This window comes from Leptospira tipperaryensis, from assembly GCF_001729245.1.
In the GTDB taxonomy this organism is placed as follows: Bacteria; Spirochaetota; Leptospiria; order Leptospirales; family Leptospiraceae; genus Leptospira; species Leptospira tipperaryensis.
In genome coordinates this window covers 1424025-1444352 of the sequence record NZ_CP015217.1, presented here as the reverse complement: position 1 = coordinate 1444352, position 20328 = coordinate 1424025, and the positions used below count along the sequence as shown (strand labels likewise).

General features: G+C 43.9%; 16 protein-coding genes. 10 read left to right on the top strand and 6 right to left on the bottom strand.

Annotated features, from left to right (window positions below; translation table 11 throughout):
• Positions 1-383 precede the first annotated feature (383 nt).
• Positions 384-4763, top strand: coding sequence for an Ig-like domain-containing protein (locus A0128_RS06900; RefSeq protein ID WP_162274098.1), 4380 nt, complete (start codon positions 384-386; stop codon positions 4761-4763).
• Positions 4764-4876: 113 nt separating this feature from the next.
• Here A0128_RS06900 and A0128_RS06895 read toward each other — a convergent pair whose 3' ends face one another.
• Both A0128_RS06895 and A0128_RS06890 read right to left on the bottom strand, forming a co-directional pair.
• Positions 4877-5407 (bottom strand): hypothetical protein, encoded by a 531-nt coding sequence (locus A0128_RS06895; RefSeq protein ID WP_069606836.1) that lies wholly within the window; start codon positions 5405-5407, stop codon positions 4877-4879.
• On the bottom strand, positions 5404-6627 hold the full coding sequence (locus tag A0128_RS06890; RefSeq protein WP_069609170.1) for an MFS transporter: 1224 nt from the start codon (positions 6625-6627) through the stop codon (positions 5404-5406). The genes A0128_RS06895 and A0128_RS06890 overlap by 4 nt, the downstream gene beginning before the upstream one ends.
• Before the next feature lie 296 nt (positions 6628-6923).
• On the opposite strand from A0128_RS06890, the gene A0128_RS06885 reads away from it, so the two are divergent.
• The 3 genes from A0128_RS06885 to A0128_RS06875 all read left to right on the top strand — a co-directional run bounded on the left by A0128_RS06885 (position 6924) and on the right by A0128_RS06875 (position 9007).
• Positions 6924-8018: a helix-turn-helix domain-containing protein gene (locus A0128_RS06885; protein WP_069606835.1), complete on the top strand. Its 1095-nt coding sequence runs from the start codon at positions 6924-6926 to the stop codon at positions 8016-8018.
• A 111-nt stretch (positions 8019-8129) separates the two neighbouring features.
• On the top strand, positions 8130-8765 hold the full coding sequence (locus A0128_RS06880) for a helix-turn-helix domain-containing protein (protein WP_069606834.1): 636 nt from the start codon (positions 8130-8132) through the stop codon (positions 8763-8765).
• Complete coding sequence (locus A0128_RS06875; protein WP_069606833.1) at positions 8741-9007, top strand: hypothetical protein; 267 nt, start codon at positions 8741-8743, stop codon at positions 9005-9007. Before A0128_RS06880 ends, A0128_RS06875 begins: the two co-directional genes overlap by 25 nt.
• A 150-nt stretch (positions 9008-9157) precedes the next feature.
• Here A0128_RS06875 and A0128_RS06870 read toward each other — a convergent pair whose 3' ends face one another.
• On the bottom strand, positions 9158-10219 hold the full coding sequence (locus A0128_RS06870) for a saccharopine dehydrogenase family protein (RefSeq protein ID WP_069606832.1): 1062 nt from the start codon (positions 10217-10219) through the stop codon (positions 9158-9160).
• Positions 10220-10323: 104 nt separating this feature from the next.
• On the opposite strand from A0128_RS06870, the gene A0128_RS06865 reads away from it, so the two are divergent.
• Entirely contained in the window at positions 10324-10884 is a 561-nt protein-coding gene (locus A0128_RS06865) for a GNAT family N-acetyltransferase (protein WP_083244076.1), read from the top strand.
• 318 nt (positions 10885-11202) lie between these two features.
• Positions 11203-12531 carry a sterol desaturase family protein gene (locus A0128_RS06855; RefSeq protein WP_069606830.1) on the top strand — a complete coding sequence of 443 codons (1329 nt, stop codon included), beginning with the start codon at positions 11203-11205 and terminating at the stop codon, positions 12529-12531.
• Here the strand turns inward: A0128_RS06855 and A0128_RS06850 are convergent.
• The 3 genes from A0128_RS06850 to A0128_RS06840 all read right to left on the bottom strand — a co-directional run bounded on the left by A0128_RS06850 (position 12528) and on the right by A0128_RS06840 (position 14778).
• Entirely contained in the window at positions 12528-13286 is a 759-nt protein-coding gene (locus tag A0128_RS06850; RefSeq protein ID WP_156781785.1) for a hypothetical protein, read from the bottom strand. The two genes, A0128_RS06855 and A0128_RS06850, sit on opposite strands and share 4 nt — an antisense overlap.
• 102 nt (positions 13287-13388) lie before the next feature.
• Positions 13389-14567: an LIC_12337 family protein gene (locus A0128_RS06845; protein ID WP_069606828.1), complete on the bottom strand. Its 1179-nt coding sequence runs from the start codon at positions 14565-14567 to the stop codon at positions 13389-13391.
• Between the two features lie 10 nt (positions 14568-14577).
• A complete protein-coding gene (locus A0128_RS06840) occupies positions 14578-14778 on the bottom strand; it encodes an LIC12338 family lipoprotein (RefSeq protein ID WP_069606827.1) in 201 nt (66 codons plus the stop codon).
• A gap of 182 nt (positions 14779-14960) precedes the next feature.
• Here A0128_RS06840 and A0128_RS06835 point away from each other — a divergent pair, with 182 nt between their 5' ends.
• The 4 genes from A0128_RS06835 to A0128_RS06820 all read left to right on the top strand — a co-directional run bounded on the left by A0128_RS06835 (position 14961) and on the right by A0128_RS06820 (position 20323).
• Complete coding sequence (locus A0128_RS06835; protein ID WP_069609168.1) at positions 14961-15572, top strand: TIGR04282 family arsenosugar biosynthesis glycosyltransferase; 612 nt, start codon at positions 14961-14963, stop codon at positions 15570-15572.
• An 82-nt stretch (positions 15573-15654) separates the two neighbouring features.
• Positions 15655-16617: a hypothetical protein gene (locus A0128_RS06830; protein ID WP_156781784.1), complete on the top strand. Its 963-nt coding sequence runs from the start codon at positions 15655-15657 to the stop codon at positions 16615-16617.
• A 165-nt stretch (positions 16618-16782) separates the two neighbouring features.
• On the top strand, positions 16783-17397 hold the full coding sequence (locus A0128_RS06825) for an ABC transporter substrate-binding protein (RefSeq protein ID WP_069606825.1): 615 nt from the start codon (positions 16783-16785) through the stop codon (positions 17395-17397).
• Positions 17398-17404: 7 nt separating this feature from the next.
• The gene (locus A0128_RS06820; RefSeq protein WP_069606824.1) at positions 17405-20323 is read left to right on the top strand and encodes an efflux RND transporter permease subunit; all 2919 of its coding nucleotides are present in this window, start codon (positions 17405-17407) and stop codon (positions 20321-20323) included.
• Positions 20324-20328: the final 5 nt, after the last annotated feature.

Sequence of the window (20328 nt, the reverse complement as noted above, 5' to 3'; positions counted from 1 at the left end):
TATTTCGTCCCTCATTTTGATCCTTAGAACCTAATCATTTTTTCTCAAAACAATTCATTTTACCCGAGAGCCATCACGCACCTTACTCTCCGCTTTCGATATTTTCAAATTATAAACTGAATAACATTTCTTTCTTCTCGCGACCCGATTGTTCGGAGATTCTTTTTAAACGCAACTAAACCGATGGGAGTAATATCATCATTTCATAATAAACCGTTCCTATTATTGATTTTGAAAAGTTTTTGAGGGGGAGATGCATAGGCTTTCGAAACTTATTCATGTTATAACTCAAAGGGACGATGAATCCTATTTTATGATATTCTCAACCGATGAAATGCCGGGAATACCAGATACGGAAAACCGGTTTTGTTGGAGAAGTTGGTATGAAAACATTGATGAAAACAATTCTTTCCTTTCTGGTCGTATTCGTAAGTGTAAGTTGCGCATACGGAAATAAGAATAATTTACCTTTTCTCGCTTATTTCGATCTGACCAATAAATCGGATCTTTTTTCAGTTTCACAAATCACACCGGGATCCGGTGTAACTGGAATTTCTTTGAATACGTCTGTCCAAATTACTTTTAGCGCTCCCTTAGATTCTTTATCTGTAACAGCTTCCACATTCTTTCTAAAACAAGGAGGAACTATCATTCCGGGAAGTTTTACGATGAATGAAACTTCTGTTGTATTCACTCCGAATTCTCCCTTGTCCGCTTCCACAACCTACACCGTTACAATTGCGAAAGAAATTAAATCTACGAGCGGAATTGCTCTCAAGGAAGATCTGATTTGGAGCTTCACGACTGCGGCCATATTGGATACAGTGGCTCCGGCGGTTTCTTTGACGACTCCGAGCAATGGTAATCCAGCCGTTCCCAATAACACTTCGGTAAGTGTTGCATTCAGTGAAAACGTAAATTGCACTACTATCGACAATACTACATTCCAGTTGGATAATGGAGCGGCAATCCCAGGAACCGTAACTTGCGGTGGAACCGCAGCCACATTCACACCGGCTGCGACTCTTGCGCCCAATACTGCTTATACAGCAAGAATTACAACGGGTGCTAAAGATTTAGCGGGAAACGCGATTCCAGCATTGTATGCCTGGAATTTTACCACGAGTTCTGCGCCGGACGTTACACCGCCTACGGTTTCTTTTATCAACCCCGTAAACGGTTCTATCGGATTTTCAGTCAATGGATCTTTGAGTATTGCTTTCAGTGAAGCCGTCGATTGTGCTACGATCACTCCCGCGAGCGTATCTCTAAGCGATGGAACTGCAATTGCAGGAACCGTCGGATGCTCTGGATCTGCTGCTACATTCACACCGATTGTCCCACTCGCTTATGCAACGACTTACACTGCGACCATTTCAACGGCAGTCAAAGACCTTGCAGGAAATTCTCTTGCAGCAGCTTTTATTTGGAGTTTTACAACGGGAGCGGGTCCAGACGTAACTGCACCAAGCATATCCTTAGTCAGTCCTGCAAATACTCTTACCGGAGTTGGAATCAATACGAGCGTAAGCGCGGTTTTCAGCGAAGCAATGAACTGCGCAACGATTACTACTGCAAGTTTTACGTTAACTGGAGGAGCAGCCGTTCCAGGAACGGTAACTTGCGCTGGAACCTCTGCTACGTTCACTCCGACCGCAGTCTTAGGATACAATACTACCTATACTGCAAACGTCACCACGACGGCAAAAGATCTCGCGGGCAATTCTGTCCCTGCTTTGTATTCTTGGAGTTTTACAACAGGCGCGGCTCCGGATACAACGGCTCCAACGGTTTCTTTTGTAAGTCCGGCAAATACCTTTGTCGGATTTTCAATCAACGGATCTCTGAGTATTTCATTTAGCGAGGCCTTGAATTGTGCGACGGTCACGACGGCTAACGTTACTTTAAGTGATGGAAGCGGGATCGCAGGAACCGTTGGTTGTTCGGGCACATCCGCAACATTTACCCCGGCCGCCGCCTTGGCCTATGGGACCACTTATACTGCGACCATTTCAACGGCGGTCAAAGACCTTGCAGGAAATTCTCTTGCGGCTCCATACTCTTGGAGTTTTACAACGAACGCGGCCCCGGATACAACGGCTCCGACAGTTTCCTTGGTAACTCCTGCGAACACCCTTACCGGAGTTGGAATCAATACGAGCGTAAGCGCGGTTTTTAGCGAAGCAATGAACTGCGCAACGATTACGACAGCAAGTTTTACGTTAACCGGAGGTGCTGCTGTTCCCGGAACGGTAACCTGCGCTGGAACCTCTGCTACGTTCACTCCGACCGCAGCCTTAGGATACAACACTCTCTATACAGCAAACATTACTGTTGCAGCAAAAGATCTCGCTGGGAATTCAATCACCGCTTTGTATTCCTGGAATTTTACAACAGGTGCAGCCCCGGACTCGACTCCGCCGACCGTCTCTTTTGTAAGTCCGACCGTCGCGACAACCAACGTCTTGGTAAATAGCATTCTTAGTATTGCATTCAGTGAATCGTTGAATTGCGCGACGATCACTACTGCAAGCGTTACCTTAAACGACGGAGCGCCTGTCGCGGGAACCGTTGGGTGTTCGGGAACGACGGCGACGTTTACCCCGACCGCAACTTTAGCGTTTGGAACAACATACACAGCAACAATTTCCGTTGCGGTTAAAGATCTTGCCGGAAATTCTCTTACGGCTCCATTCACTTGGAGTTTCACAACGGGAGCAGCGCCGGATACAACCGCACCTTCCATTTCTATTGCAGCGCCGGCAAACGGAACTACCGGAGTCGCGACAAACACGGTCGTTTCCGTTGCGTTCAGTGAGGCTATCGATTGCCCATCCTTAACAACGGCGACGTTTACTCTCAATGACGGAGGCCCGGTGGCGGGAACTGTAAATTGCACGGGAACAACGGCTTCGTTTACTCCAAGCGCATTCCTTGCATTCGGAACCTGGCATACTGCAACGATCACGGTCGGCGCCAAAGATCTTGCAGGAAATCCAATCGGAGCGCCCTATAGTTGGACTTTCCAAACAGGGGCAGCATTGGATGTAACTCCACCGGGTGTCGTGATTCAAAACGTAAAAAATAAAAGCATTTTGGAAAGCGGGTTTATCAATGGAACCGTCACCGATGCAGGAACCATTGCAACTGTGGAAGTTTCTCTGGATGGAGGTGCCTACGCACTGGCCACAGGAACAAATAACTGGAAATTCGCTATCCCGACGGGCGCTCTCACTTGGAAACCAAATTCCCAACATACGGTTCAGGTTAGGGCCACGGACTCGGCGAACAATACAACGGTATCACCTACGGTCACCTTTAGAAAAGGAACGAACAAAGACATCAACGGAGATGGTTATGTGGATTTAGTTGCTCCCGAATATGGTCAAGGATTGGCGTATATTTTTCATTCTTCTGGGGCTGCAGGAATTACGATTACCAACGCGCAATTTGCGAGTAGAATCATCATCGGAACAGCAGCGTCTCAATTTGGTAAGACCGCCACGATGGGAGATTTTAATGGGGACGGATTTGCCGACGTTGCAATCGGCTCTCCTCAATTTCAGAGCGCGGGAACCAACAATGGCCGAGTTTATATATTCTATTCTTCTGGAACTGCGGGGGTAGTCACATCTTTTGCGGCTTTTGCTAACAACACTCTTACCGGGACGAACGCGACAGCCGATCGTTTTGGAGACGCTTTGGCAACAGGCGATATCAATGGAGACGGGTTTACGGACTTAATTGTCGGAGCCCCGAGTTATAACGGATCCATGGGAAGAGCTTACGTCTTCCATTCTGCGGGAGCCACAGGAATTGCGACTGCGACCGTTACTGCAGGCGGAGGCGGAGCTTCTTCTTTCAAAACAGGAAGCGCTGCGAATGAAAAATTTGGATTCTCCCTTGCGACAGGAAATATCAACGGGGGCAACGAGGATGACCTCGTCGTCGGGGCCCCTGGTTATATTTTCAATGCAGGTTATGCCGGCGGGGGACTCAACTGGGGAAGAATTTATACGTATTACGGCGGCGCAGCAGGTTTAACAGCGACCGTGCACACCATCACGAACAATACCGGAAACGCGCCTGTAGCAGTAGGAGTTCCCGGAGGCGCGGCGCAACTCGGATACACAGTCGCGGCGAGTGATGTAAACGGAGATGGTTTTGCCGACGTGACAGGTGGAGCTCCTTTCTTTATCCAAGTAGGAAATCCAAACGTCAACCAGCAGGGTCGAGTGGTTGTCTTCTTTTCTGCCGGGGGCGGTGGAATCGGAACACCATTGACCGTAGGTGCGGCACACCGCGCATTTCTGGGTGGGAATGCAATCAATGGACAGTTCTTAGGAGGCTCGCTCTCAGTAAAAGACTTGGATTTGGACGGAAGATCCGATGTCATCATGGCTTCGTCGAATGCAGGGCCGAATACCGTTCACGTATTTATGATGCCAGCGGCCGCGGCTGCGACTCGGGATACAACGTTAGCTGATATCAATATGGTTGCAGGTTCGGCCTACGGAATCAATTCCACAATCAACGGTCCAGGAATCCCCTTTGGAACAAGCGACGTGAACGGAGACGGTCTTCCGGATCTACTCGTAGGCGGCGCCATCGATCAAGTGCGTATCTATCATTCCGTTGGGGGAGCTACCCCCTTTACAAACAATCCTTTGGCTCCATCGACAGTGATTTTTGGATCCGGCTTACTCGGGGGAATCGGAGGAGCTGCATCCAATTCAAATGAATTAGGATTCGGTTTCTATTGAGGTTCGGAAAATGGTTTCACTCCGGGAATATTTCTCGGAGCGAAACGACTACTTTCGTTCAAGCGATATAACTATAAAGAAACATCCAAAAAATCTTAACTGCTTCCAGTTACTCAAGCATCCAATTCTAACTTAGAACTGGGAAGAGACCCCAAAAGTGAAAAACCCATTCCAATAAAACCTATCCCGAACAAAACTCCGGCGATCGCAAACAACCAAGTACCTCCACTCAATAAAAAACCGACCGAACCAAGAAGAACCGAAAGCATCCAAAAACTCGGAATCCATTTTGCAAGAATATTCCATTTCCATGAATCGATTCCGATCAGAATCAAACCAAAAGAAAGGATTCCCGCTCCGTAAGGATAGACGTTCCAACCAGAGGCGGATTCATCCGGTCCAATCAAAAGTCCGATCCCGATCATACAAAACACAAACCCGATCCACGCGAGTCGTTTTAAGCCTTCGTAATATCGAAAGTAGAAACCCAGGACCGCAAAGAGAATACAAATATCAGTAGCGGAATAGAGGATCTCTAAATAGAAACCGGATAAAAATTCTCCGGCAAACGAAGCGAAACAACGCAGAATTCCGGCCATGACTGCGGAATACGCGCCCAGTCTTACTAAAAATTCTTTTCTCATAGATTTTTACCATTGATTCCAAATTTTGAATATTCTAAAGGAGTGTAGACCTTGGACGCAAAATAAAGAGCGGCAACGTTAAACGCCACGGCGAAAATCCCAACCAATTCGAAATTTTGATACGGAGAATGAACGTCCTTGACGGTAAGAACCGCGCCTCCGATCGAAGCTCCGATTCCGGAAGCGAGGTTTTGTATCGCGGAAACGATCGTCATAAATCGCCCTCTTTCTTTCTGATCCGCGCTGGAAGTGATGAGCGCCATCGCCGGAATCAAACGTGCGGAAACCAGAGCGAAAAAACCGCTCGTACAAATGATTATCAGCACGATCGAACCCGATTTCAAATTTGTGAAAAAAAGAATCGGAATACAAGCGAGCGGAACTAAGATGTAAAACATTCTCTTTTTTCCGTAACGATCGGAAAGCGATCCGATCAGACGTGCAGAAAAAAAAGTAATCGATCCTCCGATCAAATAGATGAGAGAAAGGTGATCCTTGGAAACGCCCACGTTTCTTTCCAGATAAGGGGCAAAAAACGGAATCACAGTAAATCCGCCGAGAATCACAGAACCAATGAAAAGATACGATGGCAGATAACGTTTCGAACGAACGATCTCTTTTAAAACGCGAAGATTGGATTCTCCTTTCTCTCGTTGTATGGAGATCTTGGGGAGAATCAAAAACATCGCGAGAAGAATCAAAAGACTGATACAAACGATTGAAAGAAAAATCGCATTCCATCCAAAGAGACTGGAAATTTTCAAACTCACGGGAACTCCGATCACCGCTGATGCCGAAAACGCAGCCATGATCACTCCGGTCGCCCTTCCCCTTCTTTCTTCCGGTATCAAATCTCCCACAAAGGAAAAAAGAACTGAGCTGATAATTCCTCCAAAGGCTCCCGCGAGAATTCTTCCCGCAAATAAGATCCAATAGGAATTTGCAATTCCACAAAGAAGAGTTCCCAGTATAAAACCGGAATACAAAAAGAGGGCCGAAGTCCTTCGATGGAATCGATCGATAAACAAAGAACTCAAAATTCCGGCAAAAAATGCGCTGTATGTATAGGAGGAAATCAAAATCGAAAATTCTTTCGGACTGATTTGGAACTGGTTTTCAAAGTTCCTTCCCAAAGGCATCATGATCATAAAATCAAGGATATGCGTAAATTGAATCAAAGATAAAAGAAAAACAAAACAACCTTCGGAAGATAAAAACATTTTTAGTTTTCTAAAATAAAATTGCGACTTAGGTCCGGAGCCCGCTCCTTCTTGTTTTGGTAAATCGCCGAATCGAAACATTTTCCCCGCCGTCGCGGGAACAAGTTCTATCTCATCTTTCATATTCTTGACTCCTTTATTCATCCGAGTCTAAGAATACTTCTTTAAACGGTCCAGGTCGTTGAATCGTATAAAAAGGAAGATGGCTTTGGATAAAAAGCAAGAAATTGACTTTTTTTAAAATATCCAAAATCACTTGTAAGTTTGATTCGATTGGTTTTCTATCGTCATCGTCTATGTTAGAATTTTATTCTTCTTTTGCGGAAGCCTTGATTCAATTCGGAGGCGGACTCGGTTTGCTCATGGGACTCGGCCGTTACCCCGCGCTCAGAGAAAAAAACCTTCAGACATTTTTTGTTTCCGCACTTTTTACTTCGATTGGAATCACCCAGTGTATTCTCTCCGGTTTTTTTAGCGGCTGGATTTTTCAATTTCCGATCGGAATCCTCCTTCTTCCGATCTCTCTCGCAGTTTACGGTCCTATCGAACACTATTACACAAACTCTCTCTTAAAGGAAAAATTTATTTTCGGATGGAAAGAAGGATTACATCTGCTTCCTTTGATTCTAATTCTTCTTTTTGAAATTTCTTTCTTTCTAAAAACGAACGAAGAACAAAGAAGAATCGTTTCCGATCTCTGGTATCGGAACGTATTGGATCCGATCAATTTTCTCGTGTATTTTTCGGCGTTTTGTCTTACCGGTTATAATCTTTATCTTTTTTGGATCTACTTTCGAAATTCAAAAACGGCTCCTATTTTACCGGCGTTTCGTCTCGGAATTTTTTTGATTCCGTTTCGTTTGATCGCGACCCTCCTTCTCATCTACGGACACTATTCTTTAAATTTTACTCTCTTAAAAACCGGAGCTGTTCTGATTAGCATTCTTCTGATTCAGTTGTATCTTTTTTCAGTTGGGAATCCGGAATCTCTGGCCTTGTTTATCCAAGAAGTAAGAAAGAATCGTTACGAACGTTCTCTTTTGATCGGCGTGGATATGGACTTTATTCAAAAAAAATTGAATGAATTTATGGAAGAACATCAACTCTACAAACAGGAAGACCTAACTCTAAAGGAACTCGCCGATTCCGTTTCTCTTACGAGCCATCAGCTTTCCGAATTTTTAAACGAGAAGATAAAGATGAATTTTCCGAGTTTTATCAATCAATATAGAATCGCAGAGGCACGAAAAATTCTTCTCAAAGAACCGAAACGTACGATTCTTTCGATCGCATACGAAGTCGGTTTCAATTCCAAGTCTTCTTTCAACCAAGCCTTTCTTCGTTTTACGGGAAAAACTCCGAAGGAATATCGAAAAAAAAGATCGGGTTGATAAATCCCTCCGTCATTTTTCGTATTCATTTATAGATCCGGCCGAATCGACTTCAAAAGAAAGATAAAATACTAGTTAGAAAATTTTTCTCTTTCGAAAGCGAGGTCTTCTATGAAACAAAACAATTCTCTTTCTTATCAAATCGATCCCAATCAAACGCTTGTTTTAATCTCAGCTTTCGGAATTCTTCTTTCCTCCGAACCCCTTCTCTTTTTGGTTCTGGGATTATTTCTGGTTCCGGATTGGAAATGGATTTTTTCTTTTTTGGAAACTCCGAATTCCTATCTTCGCGATTTGCAAAAATCGGAACGAGACAGCAAAACGATTTCGATCGGACAAGAAACGTTCGTATTCAAAAATGCGGCGATAGAAGAGAAAAAATATTCTCTTTTGGAAGGTTTGGATTTGGAAGAAGAAAAACAAAAGTTGGAACGGTTGATGAATCAAGAACACGTTTTCTTGGACGAAGAACTTCGTCTTCCGACCTTGGCTTCGGAAATGAAACTTTCCGTACACTGTCTTTCCGCTTTGTTAAACGAATTCATCGGCAAAAGTTTTAACGAGTATGTAAACGAATTTCGAATTGTAGAAGCCAAAAAGATGCTCCTGGAAGAAGAGGATCGTTCCGTTCTTTCCATCGGGCTTGCGGTGGGATTCAATTCCTATTCCGCATTCTTGAGATCTTTTATGAAATCGGAATTGCAAACGCCTAAAAAATTTAGATGCGGATCAAAACTTCCAAAGTAGGATTTACAAGAGTTTCCCAACTCGACCCAAACATGGAAAATGATTTATTAAAAAGATTCGAAAAGGAATCCGATTTTCATGTTCGGCTTGAAATCGCGGAATCCATACTCTTGACCGTAAGCGATTCCAATCGAAAAAAACTTTTGAAATCTCTTGTACGGGATTGTGATTGTGTGCTTATGGGACTTGGAACCGCGGACGGAGAGGATTACGACGGCGAGACGAATACTATCCGCAAATGATCCAAGAGGAAACGGGACTCGTGCCGGCCGACGCTTGTTACCTTTATGGAAAGAAATTATCCGCGTTTGAAAGATTGTTAAAATCGAAATGATCTTTCAAAAACGGATCCGGTCCGTTCCCACCTCGGAACGGACAAACAATTCAAAAAATCAGGATAAAATTTTTGTTCCAGGGATTTCCAAAACGAATTTCGGGCCGAAAACCTTTGCGGGGGTCATAAAACCGAATTGTGTATTGCCCTTTTCCACCTTAGCAATGGCGGCTAACGCAGATTCCATAGTAAATTCGTAACCTTCCGCGCAACGCATCCGAATCGAAACCTTTTTGGAACTCGCCTCCGTCCAAGCCTCGCCCCAAAGAAGAACCGAACCGCTCTTTCTCTTTTCGTCGCCGGGCCCGCTCACAGTAAGCTCCACTAGTTTTTGCATTCCTTTGAGAATGAGAGAACTTTTGAGAAGCGCCGTAGTCGGCTGGAGCCATTTCAAAAGTTTCGCCTGAGAAGCGGGCAAAGAAGAATAAACCGTAATATTGGGAATTCCCGTAGAAATAAAAGCGGTAAAGACGTCTCCCCAAGGAATCGCAAAAAACTCGGCGTAACTCCCGCTAATCTCTACGATCTTTTTCAAACTTAGTTGCGGAATGTTTTCGATCTTTCCGTTTCTTCTCACCTTACTTCCATACGGAAGTTGCGCGAGTGCGCTTTTCAGAGTCCCGCGGGAGATATCCGTAAAACCGGAAAATCCAAGTTCTAAAAAATGAGCCTTAGGAAGTTTTTCCTTGAGCATCACAGCAAGACAATCGGTGGGAACGATATCAAAGCCGACTCCGGGAAGAAGCATTACCTTTTTTGCAATTGCTTTCGAAGAAAGGGCGTAGAGTTTTTCATAGACGGGAATTTCTCCCGTGATATCCAAATAGTGGACACCGGAGGCGATACAAGCATTCGCCATAGGAACCGCGGTCTCAACAAACGGACCCGCGCAGTGTAAAACGGCAAAACAATCGGAGATCTGTGTTCCAACTTCCGCTTCGTTATCCAGAGAAAAGATTCGATACGAAAGTCCGAGTTCTTCCGCGAGCGGACGAATCTTGAGTTCGGATCTGCCCGCAAGAATGGGTTTCAATCCCCTTTCCGCAGCTTTTCTTGCGATCAACTCGCCCGTATAACCGTTTGCTCCGTAAAGAAGCCAGTTCTTTTTCTTAGCCGCCATAAAGACCAGATATTGCGTTTGCCGATGAATCCGTCAAGTTTTGAGAGAAATTTCTAATTGCGATCAGACGGAATATTACTAAGAGAATTGACGATCAAAACTTTTTGTGGATCCTTTGGGCAAGAATCGGATTCTTACTTCCGTCCATTTTAGTTAAAATGAACATTCTTTTAGAACCCATTTCGGAAAGACACGCGGACTCGATTGCGATCCACGCGAACTCTCAAAATGTATTCTCCGGTTTGAGAGGAGCCTTTCCCTTTCCATATCTTCTACAAGACGCACTCGATTATATTCATTCCTGTCTTCGCGATTCCAGATCCAGAACCTTTGCCATCGTCTTTGACGAAAAAGCAATCGGCGTCATCAATCTGTTATTTAAGGAGGACGTCTATCGTTTCAACGCCGAGATCGGCTATTGGATCGGCGAAGAATACTGGAACCGAGGAATCATCACTCAGGCGATCCAATATATTATAAATATAGCATATACAGAGCACGGACTTCACCGAGTCTACGCGGAAGTTTTTTCCAATCGACCCGCGTCCGCAAGAGCTCTCGAAAAAAACGGCTTTGTTTTAGAAGGAACGGAGAAGGATGCGATTTTTAAGAATGGGGTCTTTCTGGACCAATGGATCTACGCCCGTCTTCGTTCTAAAAAGTAAACGAAAACCTTGCACCGCAAAATTTTCTACACAAGCAAACACCCCGAAGTTTTTAAAAGAATCCGAATCTTTCCAACTGATAAAAACGGTCAGCGACCCAAAAAACAATTCGGTGCCTCTGTTTCTCAAGTTCGGTAGAATAAAGATCAAAGGATCCGACGCGAAAAGCTCCGTTATGCGGAACCTCGAAAAAAGGCTTCTTTAATTATAACAAGCGTAATCCTAAAAAATTGTCGATTGAACAGTGTTCTGTTTTTTGAATTGACTCATCCGGAATTCGAGGAATAAACTCAAACTAGAACTAATTTGGGCGGCTTTATGGAAATCAATCTAGTCACGATCGCAATTCCATTCTTCTTTTTACTCATTTTTATAGAAATGGGATTTTCTGCGTATCACAAACGAAAACTCTATCGATTGAACGATTCGATCAACGATCTCTCGGCGGGAACAACGAGCGAAGTAGTCGGTGTTTTTATGAAGACGGTGACCTTGACCGCCTACATCTACATCTATCAAAACTTTAGAATTTTCAATCTTCCGTCCTGGCCTGGAGAAGCGATGTCCATCGTTCCCGCCGGCGCCATAGGTTTGAGTTCCACCACCTGGGCTTGGATCCTCGTAGTTGGGGTTTGGATTCTTTGCGGAATCGGTTACGATCTCGCGTATTACTGGAACCACAGACTCAGTCACGAGATCAACTTTCTTTGGGCCGGACACGTTGTGCACCATCAAAGCGAAGAATACAACCTAACTGTCGCGCTGAGACAAGCGAGCTTTCACGGAATTTTTACTTGGGTTTTTTATTTACCTCTCGCGCTCATCGGTTTTTCTCCGATCGTCCTGATCCTCAACGGACAAATCAGTCTTATCTATCAATTCTGGATTCATACAAAAGCGATCGATAAACTTCCTCGTTGGTTTGAAGCAATCTTCAACACCCCTTCTCATCACAGGGTTCACCACGGAATCAATCCGAAATACATCGATAAGAACCACGCTGGAATTCTGATCGTATTTGATAAAATGTTCGGAACCTTCGAACCCGAAATCGAAGAGCCGGTCTACGGAACCGTAAAACCTCTTCAGAGTTTCAATCCGATCTGGGCAAACATTCAATATTGGGCAGAAATGATCGAACTCGCTCGGAAATCTCCGCGTTGGTCCGATAAGATCAAAGCATTTTTCGCGGCTCCGGGTTGGAGACCGAAAGAACTCGGAGGACAATATCCGATTCCGGAGGTTTCACCAAAAACATTCCGAAAATATGATATAGAAATTCCAAAGGGACTCAGCATCTATTCTCTTGTTTGGTTTGTTCTTTCCGTTGCACTTGCGTTTGGAATGCTCGTAAAGGTCAAAAATCTTCCTTGGTTTAACATCGGAGTGATCAGCGGACTTACGTTGATTTCTCTTCTTGCGTTAGGCGGAATCTTGGAAAGAAAACGTTGGGCCTTGTTTATCGAGCCGATTCGTCTCGCGATTCTTGTGGCGGGAGCCTACTTACTTTCCGGAGTTTTCAACATTACCGTAGGAACTCTTGCCCTCAGTGTGATCTCCGCAATTTGGTTTTTGAGTTATCGTTCTTCCTTTGTGGAAGGAAAGGAAATCGATCCGGTTCAGGACATCCTAAGGAGGACCGCTTAATCGTTATTAGGCGTGTCCGTTCTATGATGGAACCAGACGTTCGGTTCCAAATATTCTCCTAAGTCTGCGTCTCGATCTATCCGGATCGGGACGAGACCGCCCGGAATCACAAACTCACCCGATTTCGGAAACTTCAACTTTGTCCATTCTTCCCATTCTTTGATCGTTCCCTTGATATACATAGATTTCTCTTCGATACGGATTTGTTTTCCACCGGCCTTTTCGTGGACTCGAATCCAAGGATCCTCCGAAAAACCGTCGTCCCTTTTTCTTTCCAAGTATTCGCTCATGGATAAGAATGGAAATTTTTCTTTTTGATTCGGCCTTACGCAGGCAAACAAATGAAGAATATTCTGGGAAGCCGCATTCTTCTTAAGCTCTGAAAGGATAGAATGAGACAATCCGCCACCCCTGAATTCCGGAAGAATTTCTATGGACCAGGCGCTCGCAGAATTACAAAACCTTTTCTCTTGAAAATCACGAACGCTCCGGAGGATCGCGTCGCCCCAACCTTTCGGAAGCGTAGAATTCTTTTCATCCCAAAAAAAAGGGAGAATCTTTCCTGTTCCGGCAATTTTACGATCCTTTGTAAGTGCGACACAATGAAGGGAAGAAAATTTATTCACAATCAAAGTATAATATTCTTTTCCTATCGGATCTTGATTTAAGAATAAGGGCCAAACGTCGAGATCCAATTCTTCTTTCGAAAAACCTTCGGTGAAGGCTTGAGCAAACGTGATAAATTGAAATTCCATTCTTAAATTCCAAAAAGAAACGAAAGCGAGAATTGAAAACAAAAAAGCCTCCGATTTTTTCGGAGGCTTTTTTAAAAACGCTCAGCTCAAAGTGAGAAGATATTAAGGAACCGTTGCAAAGGTTACGGTAATCGCATCCACATAGGCTTGTGTGAGAGTATCCCAACTGGAAGTGGCCGGGCTCGTAGTGGCGGCTGACTTTCCAACGGTTCCAACTCGATCATACAACGTGTCCACTCGAGTAGAAGGGACGTAATCGGAAGGAATCGCAGCGGCAGCCACACCTTCCGCAACAAATCCGTTAAAATTAAACAGACCATAAGTCGGCGTAAACGGAATCACCGAATTTACGGTCGGCGTACATGTGATTGCTTGTCCGGAAGTAATTCCCGCTTGTTCCAAACCGCCCTTTGCGGTGACGTTTAGATTTCCGTCCAACTTCTGACTATAAGCAAGCTTGTAGTATTCTCTTCCGGCTCCGGGACAAAGACCTTGGTTGTGAGCGTAACCGAGCGCGGTAGTTCCCGCGTTGATCGGAACCAAGTCCGTATTTCCAAAAAAACTCACGACCGATTTGAAACAAAAGATCGTACGATTGTCCATTTCTTCCAAGATCACTCGGCCTGTATCCACGTCTTGTCCGAGCGCGTCCGACCCAAGAGATCCTTTCCAAGAATACGTCTGAATCAAACCTTGATTCGCAAATCCGGTAACTACCGGTTGTACGACGTAACTTTCGATGATCGCAGTAGCTCCACTCCAACGAACCGGATCCAAACGACTCAACTGATAGAGAAGAACCGCGCCGTCACCCGTTGCGTCTCGAGGATTGTCATCAAAGAAGAATTGAAGCGCAGGTTGGTTGTCCCCGGTCGAACGAAGCTCGAAAAAATTCGTATAAGAAACGGCGCCTCCCAAAGTACTAGGTTTGTAAGAGATCGCTCCCGAATTTAGCTTTAAGCGCAACGTAAACGATTGTCCGTTCATCGTCTGATTCGGAAGTGTGAGATTTACGGTAGTTCCCAAAGGAAAATTTTTACGGATCGCGAAAATCAGATCATCCATAAAAAGAGAATTCCCTCTGGCCCAAGTCGCGGACTGACGCACAAATCCCCAGGTGTCCGCGTTTGCCTTGAGCGGTTGTAATAATTCCAGACGAATCGGAAACGGTTTTGGAGAATCCTCTCTTACGATAAAAGGAACTCGATCGGAACGAAACGTAAGTCCGGTTCCAAGAAAAAGAACCGCGGCAAAAGAAAAGTAGATCCAAGATTTTTTCATGGTCGGTCTCCTATTGAGCGATTCCCTTAGGAACGATGATAAAAAAACCGGTTTTACTTTGTTCTACGTAAGGTTGAGTTGCTATCCAAAGAAGCGCTCCGATTTGGAGATCGTCATTCTTTTCTTCTTTTTTACAAGCTCCGAAAAAGAGAGAACCCAGCACCACCGCGGAAAGAATTCCCGCAGAAAGAAACGTTCGAAATTTCTTCATAAACATCCTCCCTCACAAACTGAGGTCTTTATTAAAGTAACAATCCATGTCTTGGTATTTTTCAAATGGAAAGAATTTGTATCCTTTTAAAAGTATCCAAAGAAAGACAATCGTCAACCATTTCTCACGGGAACGTCTTTCTAAGTCCGTATCTTTTTTTTGTCCCTTTGAAAAACCATTTTATGCAATCCAAAGAATCCTTAATTCTATTTTTAAGAAACCCCGTGCTGGGACGTGTGAAAACAAGACTCGCCAAAACTCTGGGAGAACAAACCGCTCTCAACGTCTACGAACAACTTTTAGAAATTACAAAAAAACAAATTCAGAATTTAGACATCCCTGTTCGACTCTACTTTGATTCCATTCCGGATTCTATTTTTTCGGATTGGGGAACACAAACGAGCGTCCATCTTCAAACGGGACAAGACCTCGGGGAAAGGATGCAAAACGCATTTTTAGAAACCTTCCAATGCGGAGCGAAAAAAGCGGTGATCATCGGAAGCGATTGTCCCGATCTCGAAACAAAACATATTCGAGAAGCGTTTTCGGCCTTGGATCCAAGAGACGCGGCGATCGGTCCCGCAAAAGACGGCGGTTATTATTTGCTCGCCTTAAAATCAGTTTATCCCGAAATTTTTAGAGAGATTCCTTGGAGCAGCGAACGTGTCTTTGCAATGACATTAGAAAAATTGCAATTAGCAAGAAAGGACGTCTGGATTCTTCCGATACTAAACGACATCGACGAGGCCAAAGATTTAGATCCGTATCTTCAAACCGGAAAACTGAAAGTCTGAAATTTTTAAAACTCATTCCTTAAGGAGCCGAGATATTTTAATAAAGGGTTTTCTTTTGGAATTGATTCTTCAGAATACGTCCATGCGATTTTTCTGGAACCTGCCGGTATTTTTCTGGATTCTATTTTTTCTCCTCTCCTGGATCGTTCCGACTTCGATCTCCGCAAAAAATTCGGAAGGAGAGACGGGAGCGTTTCTCAAACTCAAGAACGTAAAATTTCGTCTCGAAGACAGAATCTACTTTAACGTAAAAAACTTAACGGTCGAAGCGATCTCGAATCAAAAAGATTCTCCAGTAAACTTCAACGACCCTTCTTCTTTTTATCTCAATCTTTTTCAGGGAGAAACAGAATTTGAAATTTCAGTTTTAGAATTTTTATTCAACGAAAACATAAAAACGTTTCCGAACTTTCCATTACGAAATTTGAAACTATCCACGATCGAAATCGATGGTAAAAAAAAGATCAGAATTTTAGGAGAATATAAACTCGTCTTTTGGGTGGACGTGGAAATGATCTGCGATTTGGAATTGGTCCCCGACAGTTCGATGCTCGTTTTAAAATCGGAATCGATGAGCGCCGCGGGAATACCGGGAGCCGGAGATCTTCTTTCCTACGTCGGAGTCGGACTAAAAAAACTTCTTCCCATACCGAACGGTCGCGGATTGGAAATCGTAGAAAAGAGTTTTCACATTCAATCTTTTTTACTCTTACCTCCGCCTCGCATTCAAGGAACGATCAGTAAAATCACACTTCTTGACGATCGAATTCTCGTTCAGTTTGATTCTAAAAAAATTCCTCCACTTCCCAGACTTGTGTTTCTTCCGGGTGTTCCCAATCAGATCGCGATGTCGGGAGGGGAAATTCGAGTCGGTTCCGTTTTTTTAAAGAATACGAATCTTCTTTTGATCGATCAAGATCCTTCTGATCCGCTCGACTTTCACATGAAAAATCTTCTCTTTCAACTTTCTCTGGGAAATCTTAATCTCAACGCCAAGGGAGAACTCAAAGTGTTTCTTCCCGATTACGAAGATTTAAAAAAATAGAATTTAGATCAAAAGCGAGTTATAGAAAGACGGTTACCCGCCGGGTCTTTTCCATTTTATTCCGTTGACTTCCCCGACCGCTCGAGAAAGCTGTAGGAAGCCCCAGTCCATTCCTACAGAATCGCTTCTGGATCTACACAAACTATAAACAACAGGTAACGTGTTGTGAAAAAACTTATTTCCATTCTTTTCCTTTTTTCCCTGTTCCTTCCAACTCTGCTTTTTTCTCAAAATTCCGCAGAGCCAAACCCGTCCACACAAGAAGGCGCAACTCCAACTCCTTCGGAAGAAACTCCTTCCGACTCGGAACAGATCAGTTCTACCGTGAAAAAATTGATCGGCTTTATTCGTTATAAGAAGAATGAAAAAGCGATCGCGATCATTCACGTAAAACAGTTCAGCAATCAACTCCTGAAATCTTCCGGTAAGATTGCGGATGCGGATCGTAAAGAATTTGAAGACGCGATTTCCGAATTTATCGTTCACCGCAGTTTTCCCATCGCGCATAAATATTTTGATAAGATCGATATCAACTACGAAAAACCGGTGATCAAGGGAGATAACGCGACTCTTGCTTCTTCCATCATCTGGAACGGTTCGGAAAGAATCACCTTCTCTTGGATCTTAAACAAGATCGAAGGAACCTGGTATGTTACGGACTTCTTAAGCGAAGGCAAATACGCTTCCGAAACAAATAGAACTAAATCCGTAGATCCTTCCATCAAAAAGAACGGAATCAAACAAACCATCGCTCTGATCAAAAGAGAAGCAAAGAACTAAAACAAATATGAGAAAGCTTCTTTCCAGACTTACCGATTCCATCCTCCTCAATCCGATCCGTTCTTGCAGCGTCTTGGCCGTTCTTCTTCTCCTTTCTCTTTGGCAGGCTTCGAAACTCACCGTAAACAGCAACAACCTCGATCTTCTTCCAAAAAACAATCCTTCCGTAATCAAAACACAGAAGGTCATCGAGATGATCGGTGGAAACGGATTCTACATTCTTAGCATCAAGTTTAAAGACGAGAAAGGAATGACTGATCATCTGACCAAGGCCTTCGCCGCAAAGAAAAAGGGTCAGAACGAGGTTTGGGAAAAGGAACTGAAAGAAGCCGATAAAGTTAAACAAAAAAACGCGGCTTATTACAAGGAAAGAGAACTCGCGATCAAAAGCGCTTCCGATCTGTTAAACGAAAATCTTCTGAAAGAAAAGGAATTTGTTCAGTATATTTCCTATCGATACAACGTTTCCTTTTTGCAGAATCGTCTTCCTCTCTTTTTAAAAACTGAAGATCTTTTAGAGGTCCGCAAACGCGTCAAAAGAAAAATCGACGAAGAAGTGGAAAGAGCCAATCCGTTTTTTATCAAACTCACGGACGAAGAATACAATCCCGATTTTAACGACATTCTTTCCAAATATCAGAAACTTGCAAAAAGAGATATATTCGACGAATATAATATTTCTCCGGACAAGGGAATGCTTATCTTTTTAATCAAACCCGCGGGATCTTTTACAAACATAGAATTTAACATCGCCCTTGACAAAAAGATCAAAGAAGTCGTAGCCAACGCAGGCCTGGACAAAAAAGGAATTCTCGTCGGTTATACGGGAACCTATCGTCTTCACTTGGACGACTACGAAACCCTCATGGCCGCTCTCAAGCCGATCGCCGTAACCTCCCTCATCGGAATCGCGGTCCTTCTTCTTTTCTTTTTTAGAAATCCTTTGTTTATCGTCATTCTTATCGTATCCCTTCTTTCGGGAATTTTATTCTCCTTTGGATTGACTACGATCGTGATCGGACAACTCAACTCGGTTACGAGCATCATCGCTTCGATTTTGATGGGACTCGGGATCGACTACGGAATTCAATTCTTATATCGATTCCGAGAAGAATACACCCGTAAACAGGATATGCTTCGTTCCATCAAAGACACGATCTATCACACTGGAATCGCTTCTTTTATCTCGGCTTTGACGACTACTTCGGCTTTCGTAGTTCTCGCCTTCTCCGAGTTTAGAGGATTCAGCGAATTCGGAATCATCGCGACCTATGGAATTTTAATCATCGCGGTTTCGATGTATGGAGTGACGGCTCTTCAGATCACTCTTCTTTTCCGTCTTTTCCCTTCTCTGAAAAAACAATTTATTCTTTCGGTCAAAGACCAGACAACGTCTCCTCTTCTCTATCGTTTTTATAAGAAGCCGGGACTTTTGACGTTAATCGTCATTGCGATCGTTTGTGCGATTTCCTTTTTTAGCTTTAGTCCGGGGATTCACTTTAATTACAACGGACGCGATCTGATGGTCGATAATTTGGATTCCGTTAATCTCTACGACGAAATCGGAGACAGATTTGATATCAGTTCCGATCCTCAGGTGATCGTCGTGGACACTCTGGAAGAATCGGAAGCCGTCTTTGATTATATGACTCCCGTTCCGAATGAAATCGCGGGATCCGTGGATCAAGTAGTTTCTCTTTGGAACTTCGTTCCTCCGAAGGGACAACAAAGGGCGAACCTCAAAGTTTTAAAACAATTACAAGCGGATATGAAACCGGTCAAAGCCGGCTTTCTCAAACCGGAACAACGAAAGTATCTTCCGGTTGTAAAAAAATATCTGAGCGTAAAAGAATATTCTTTGTCTGACGTTCCTACTTACTTCAGTTCCCAGTTTAAGGAAGTAAAGGGTTCCAAAGAAAAAGGTCATCTCGTCTTTATCTATCCAAAGGTGGCCCTCTGGCACGGACAAAAACTTCTGAAGTTTTTCGACGCGGTCGGAGAGTTGCACTACCCGAAACTTTCCAGAAGAGTTTTGAATACGCTTCTTTATGACGGCAACGGAAACGTAAGCGTGGATCAAGTCAAAGACAACTGGACTCCGACGGAAGAACGTCTGATCGTAAAGGCGCTCAACTCTTATTCCGCTTCTCAATTTAAGAATCTGGGTCTTTTGGACGGAACGATCGACTTTATCTTAAAGACGAGACCGTTTAACACGTTAAAAGACGCGAGGTCGCATCAGTATGTTTCGAACACGGCTGGAAGTTTGATTCTTTTTGCGAACCTCATCAAGATCGTTCAAAGAGAAGGAGTCGCGGCTTTTCTCATCACCTTGGTCCTCGTCGTGATCGTTTTGATTCTATTCTTCAGAGGAATCATTCCGGCCCTGATCTCTTTGATTCCTCTCGTTCTTGGAATTTTTGTGACTCTGGGAATCATGGCTTTGTTCCGAATTCAATTGAACTTTATGAACGTCCTTGTCTTTCCAGTCATCGTAGGTTATGGAATTCAAAACGGGATTTATATCTACTACCGATTTAGAGAAGACCACGACGTGGTCCGCGCGATGTCCATGGTCGGTCCTGCAATCATCGCGTCCACGTTAACCACTCTTGTCGGTTGGAGTTCTCTTCTGATCGCGGATCAGAAAGGTCTTAAATCGATCGGGGTAGTCGCGAGTATTGGAATCGCTTCTTCTCTTATCATCGCTCTTACTCTCGTTCCGGCCGTTTTAGAAATGGTATATCGTTCTCGCAAAGAAGAAGAAAAAGAATCGAAACCTCTGGGCTTTAGCGAAGAAGACGAAAATGGCTCCGCTTCTTTCGTCGCAGGAAAAGAAAACGCCCCCTCTTCCTCAAAAAAGAAAGCTGCCAAGAAAAAAGCTCCCGTCTCCAAAAAGGCGACGGCTAAAAAGAAAAAAGGATAATTCGA

Coding starts and splice junctions, on each gene's coding strand:
- A0128_RS06900 (WP_162274098.1), top strand. CDS start 384: ATGAAAACATTGATGAAAACAATTCTTTCCTTTCTGGTCGTATTCGTA.
- A0128_RS06895 (WP_069606836.1), bottom strand. CDS start 5,407: ATGAGAAAAGAATTTTTAGTAAGACTGGGCGCGTATTCCGCAGTCATG.
- A0128_RS06890 (WP_069609170.1), bottom strand. CDS start 6,627: ATGTTTTTATCTTCCGAAGGTTGTTTTGTTTTTCTTTTATCTTTGATT.
- A0128_RS06885 (WP_069606835.1), top strand. CDS start 6,924: ATGTTAGAATTTTATTCTTCTTTTGCGGAAGCCTTGATTCAATTCGGA.
- A0128_RS06880 (WP_069606834.1), top strand. CDS start 8,130: ATGAAACAAAACAATTCTCTTTCTTATCAAATCGATCCCAATCAAACG.
- A0128_RS06875 (WP_069606833.1), top strand. CDS start 8,741: ATGCGGATCAAAACTTCCAAAGTAGGATTTACAAGAGTTTCCCAACTC.
- A0128_RS06870 (WP_069606832.1), bottom strand. CDS start 10,219: ATGGCGGCTAAGAAAAAGAACTGGCTTCTTTACGGAGCAAACGGTTAT.
- A0128_RS06855 (WP_069606830.1), top strand. CDS start 11,203: ATGGAAATCAATCTAGTCACGATCGCAATTCCATTCTTCTTTTTACTC.
- A0128_RS06850 (WP_156781785.1), bottom strand. CDS start 13,286: ATGGAATTTCAATTTATCACGTTTGCTCAAGCCTTCACCGAAGGTTTT.
- A0128_RS06845 (WP_069606828.1), bottom strand. CDS start 14,567: ATGAAAAAATCTTGGATCTACTTTTCTTTTGCCGCGGTTCTTTTTCTT.
- A0128_RS06840 (WP_069606827.1), bottom strand. CDS start 14,778: ATGAAGAAATTTCGAACGTTTCTTTCTGCGGGAATTCTTTCCGCGGTG.
- A0128_RS06835 (WP_069609168.1), top strand. CDS start 14,961: ATGCAATCCAAAGAATCCTTAATTCTATTTTTAAGAAACCCCGTGCTG.
- A0128_RS06830 (WP_156781784.1), top strand. CDS start 15,655: ATGCGATTTTTCTGGAACCTGCCGGTATTTTTCTGGATTCTATTTTTT.
- A0128_RS06820 (WP_069606824.1), top strand. CDS start 17,405: ATGAGAAAGCTTCTTTCCAGACTTACCGATTCCATCCTCCTCAATCCG.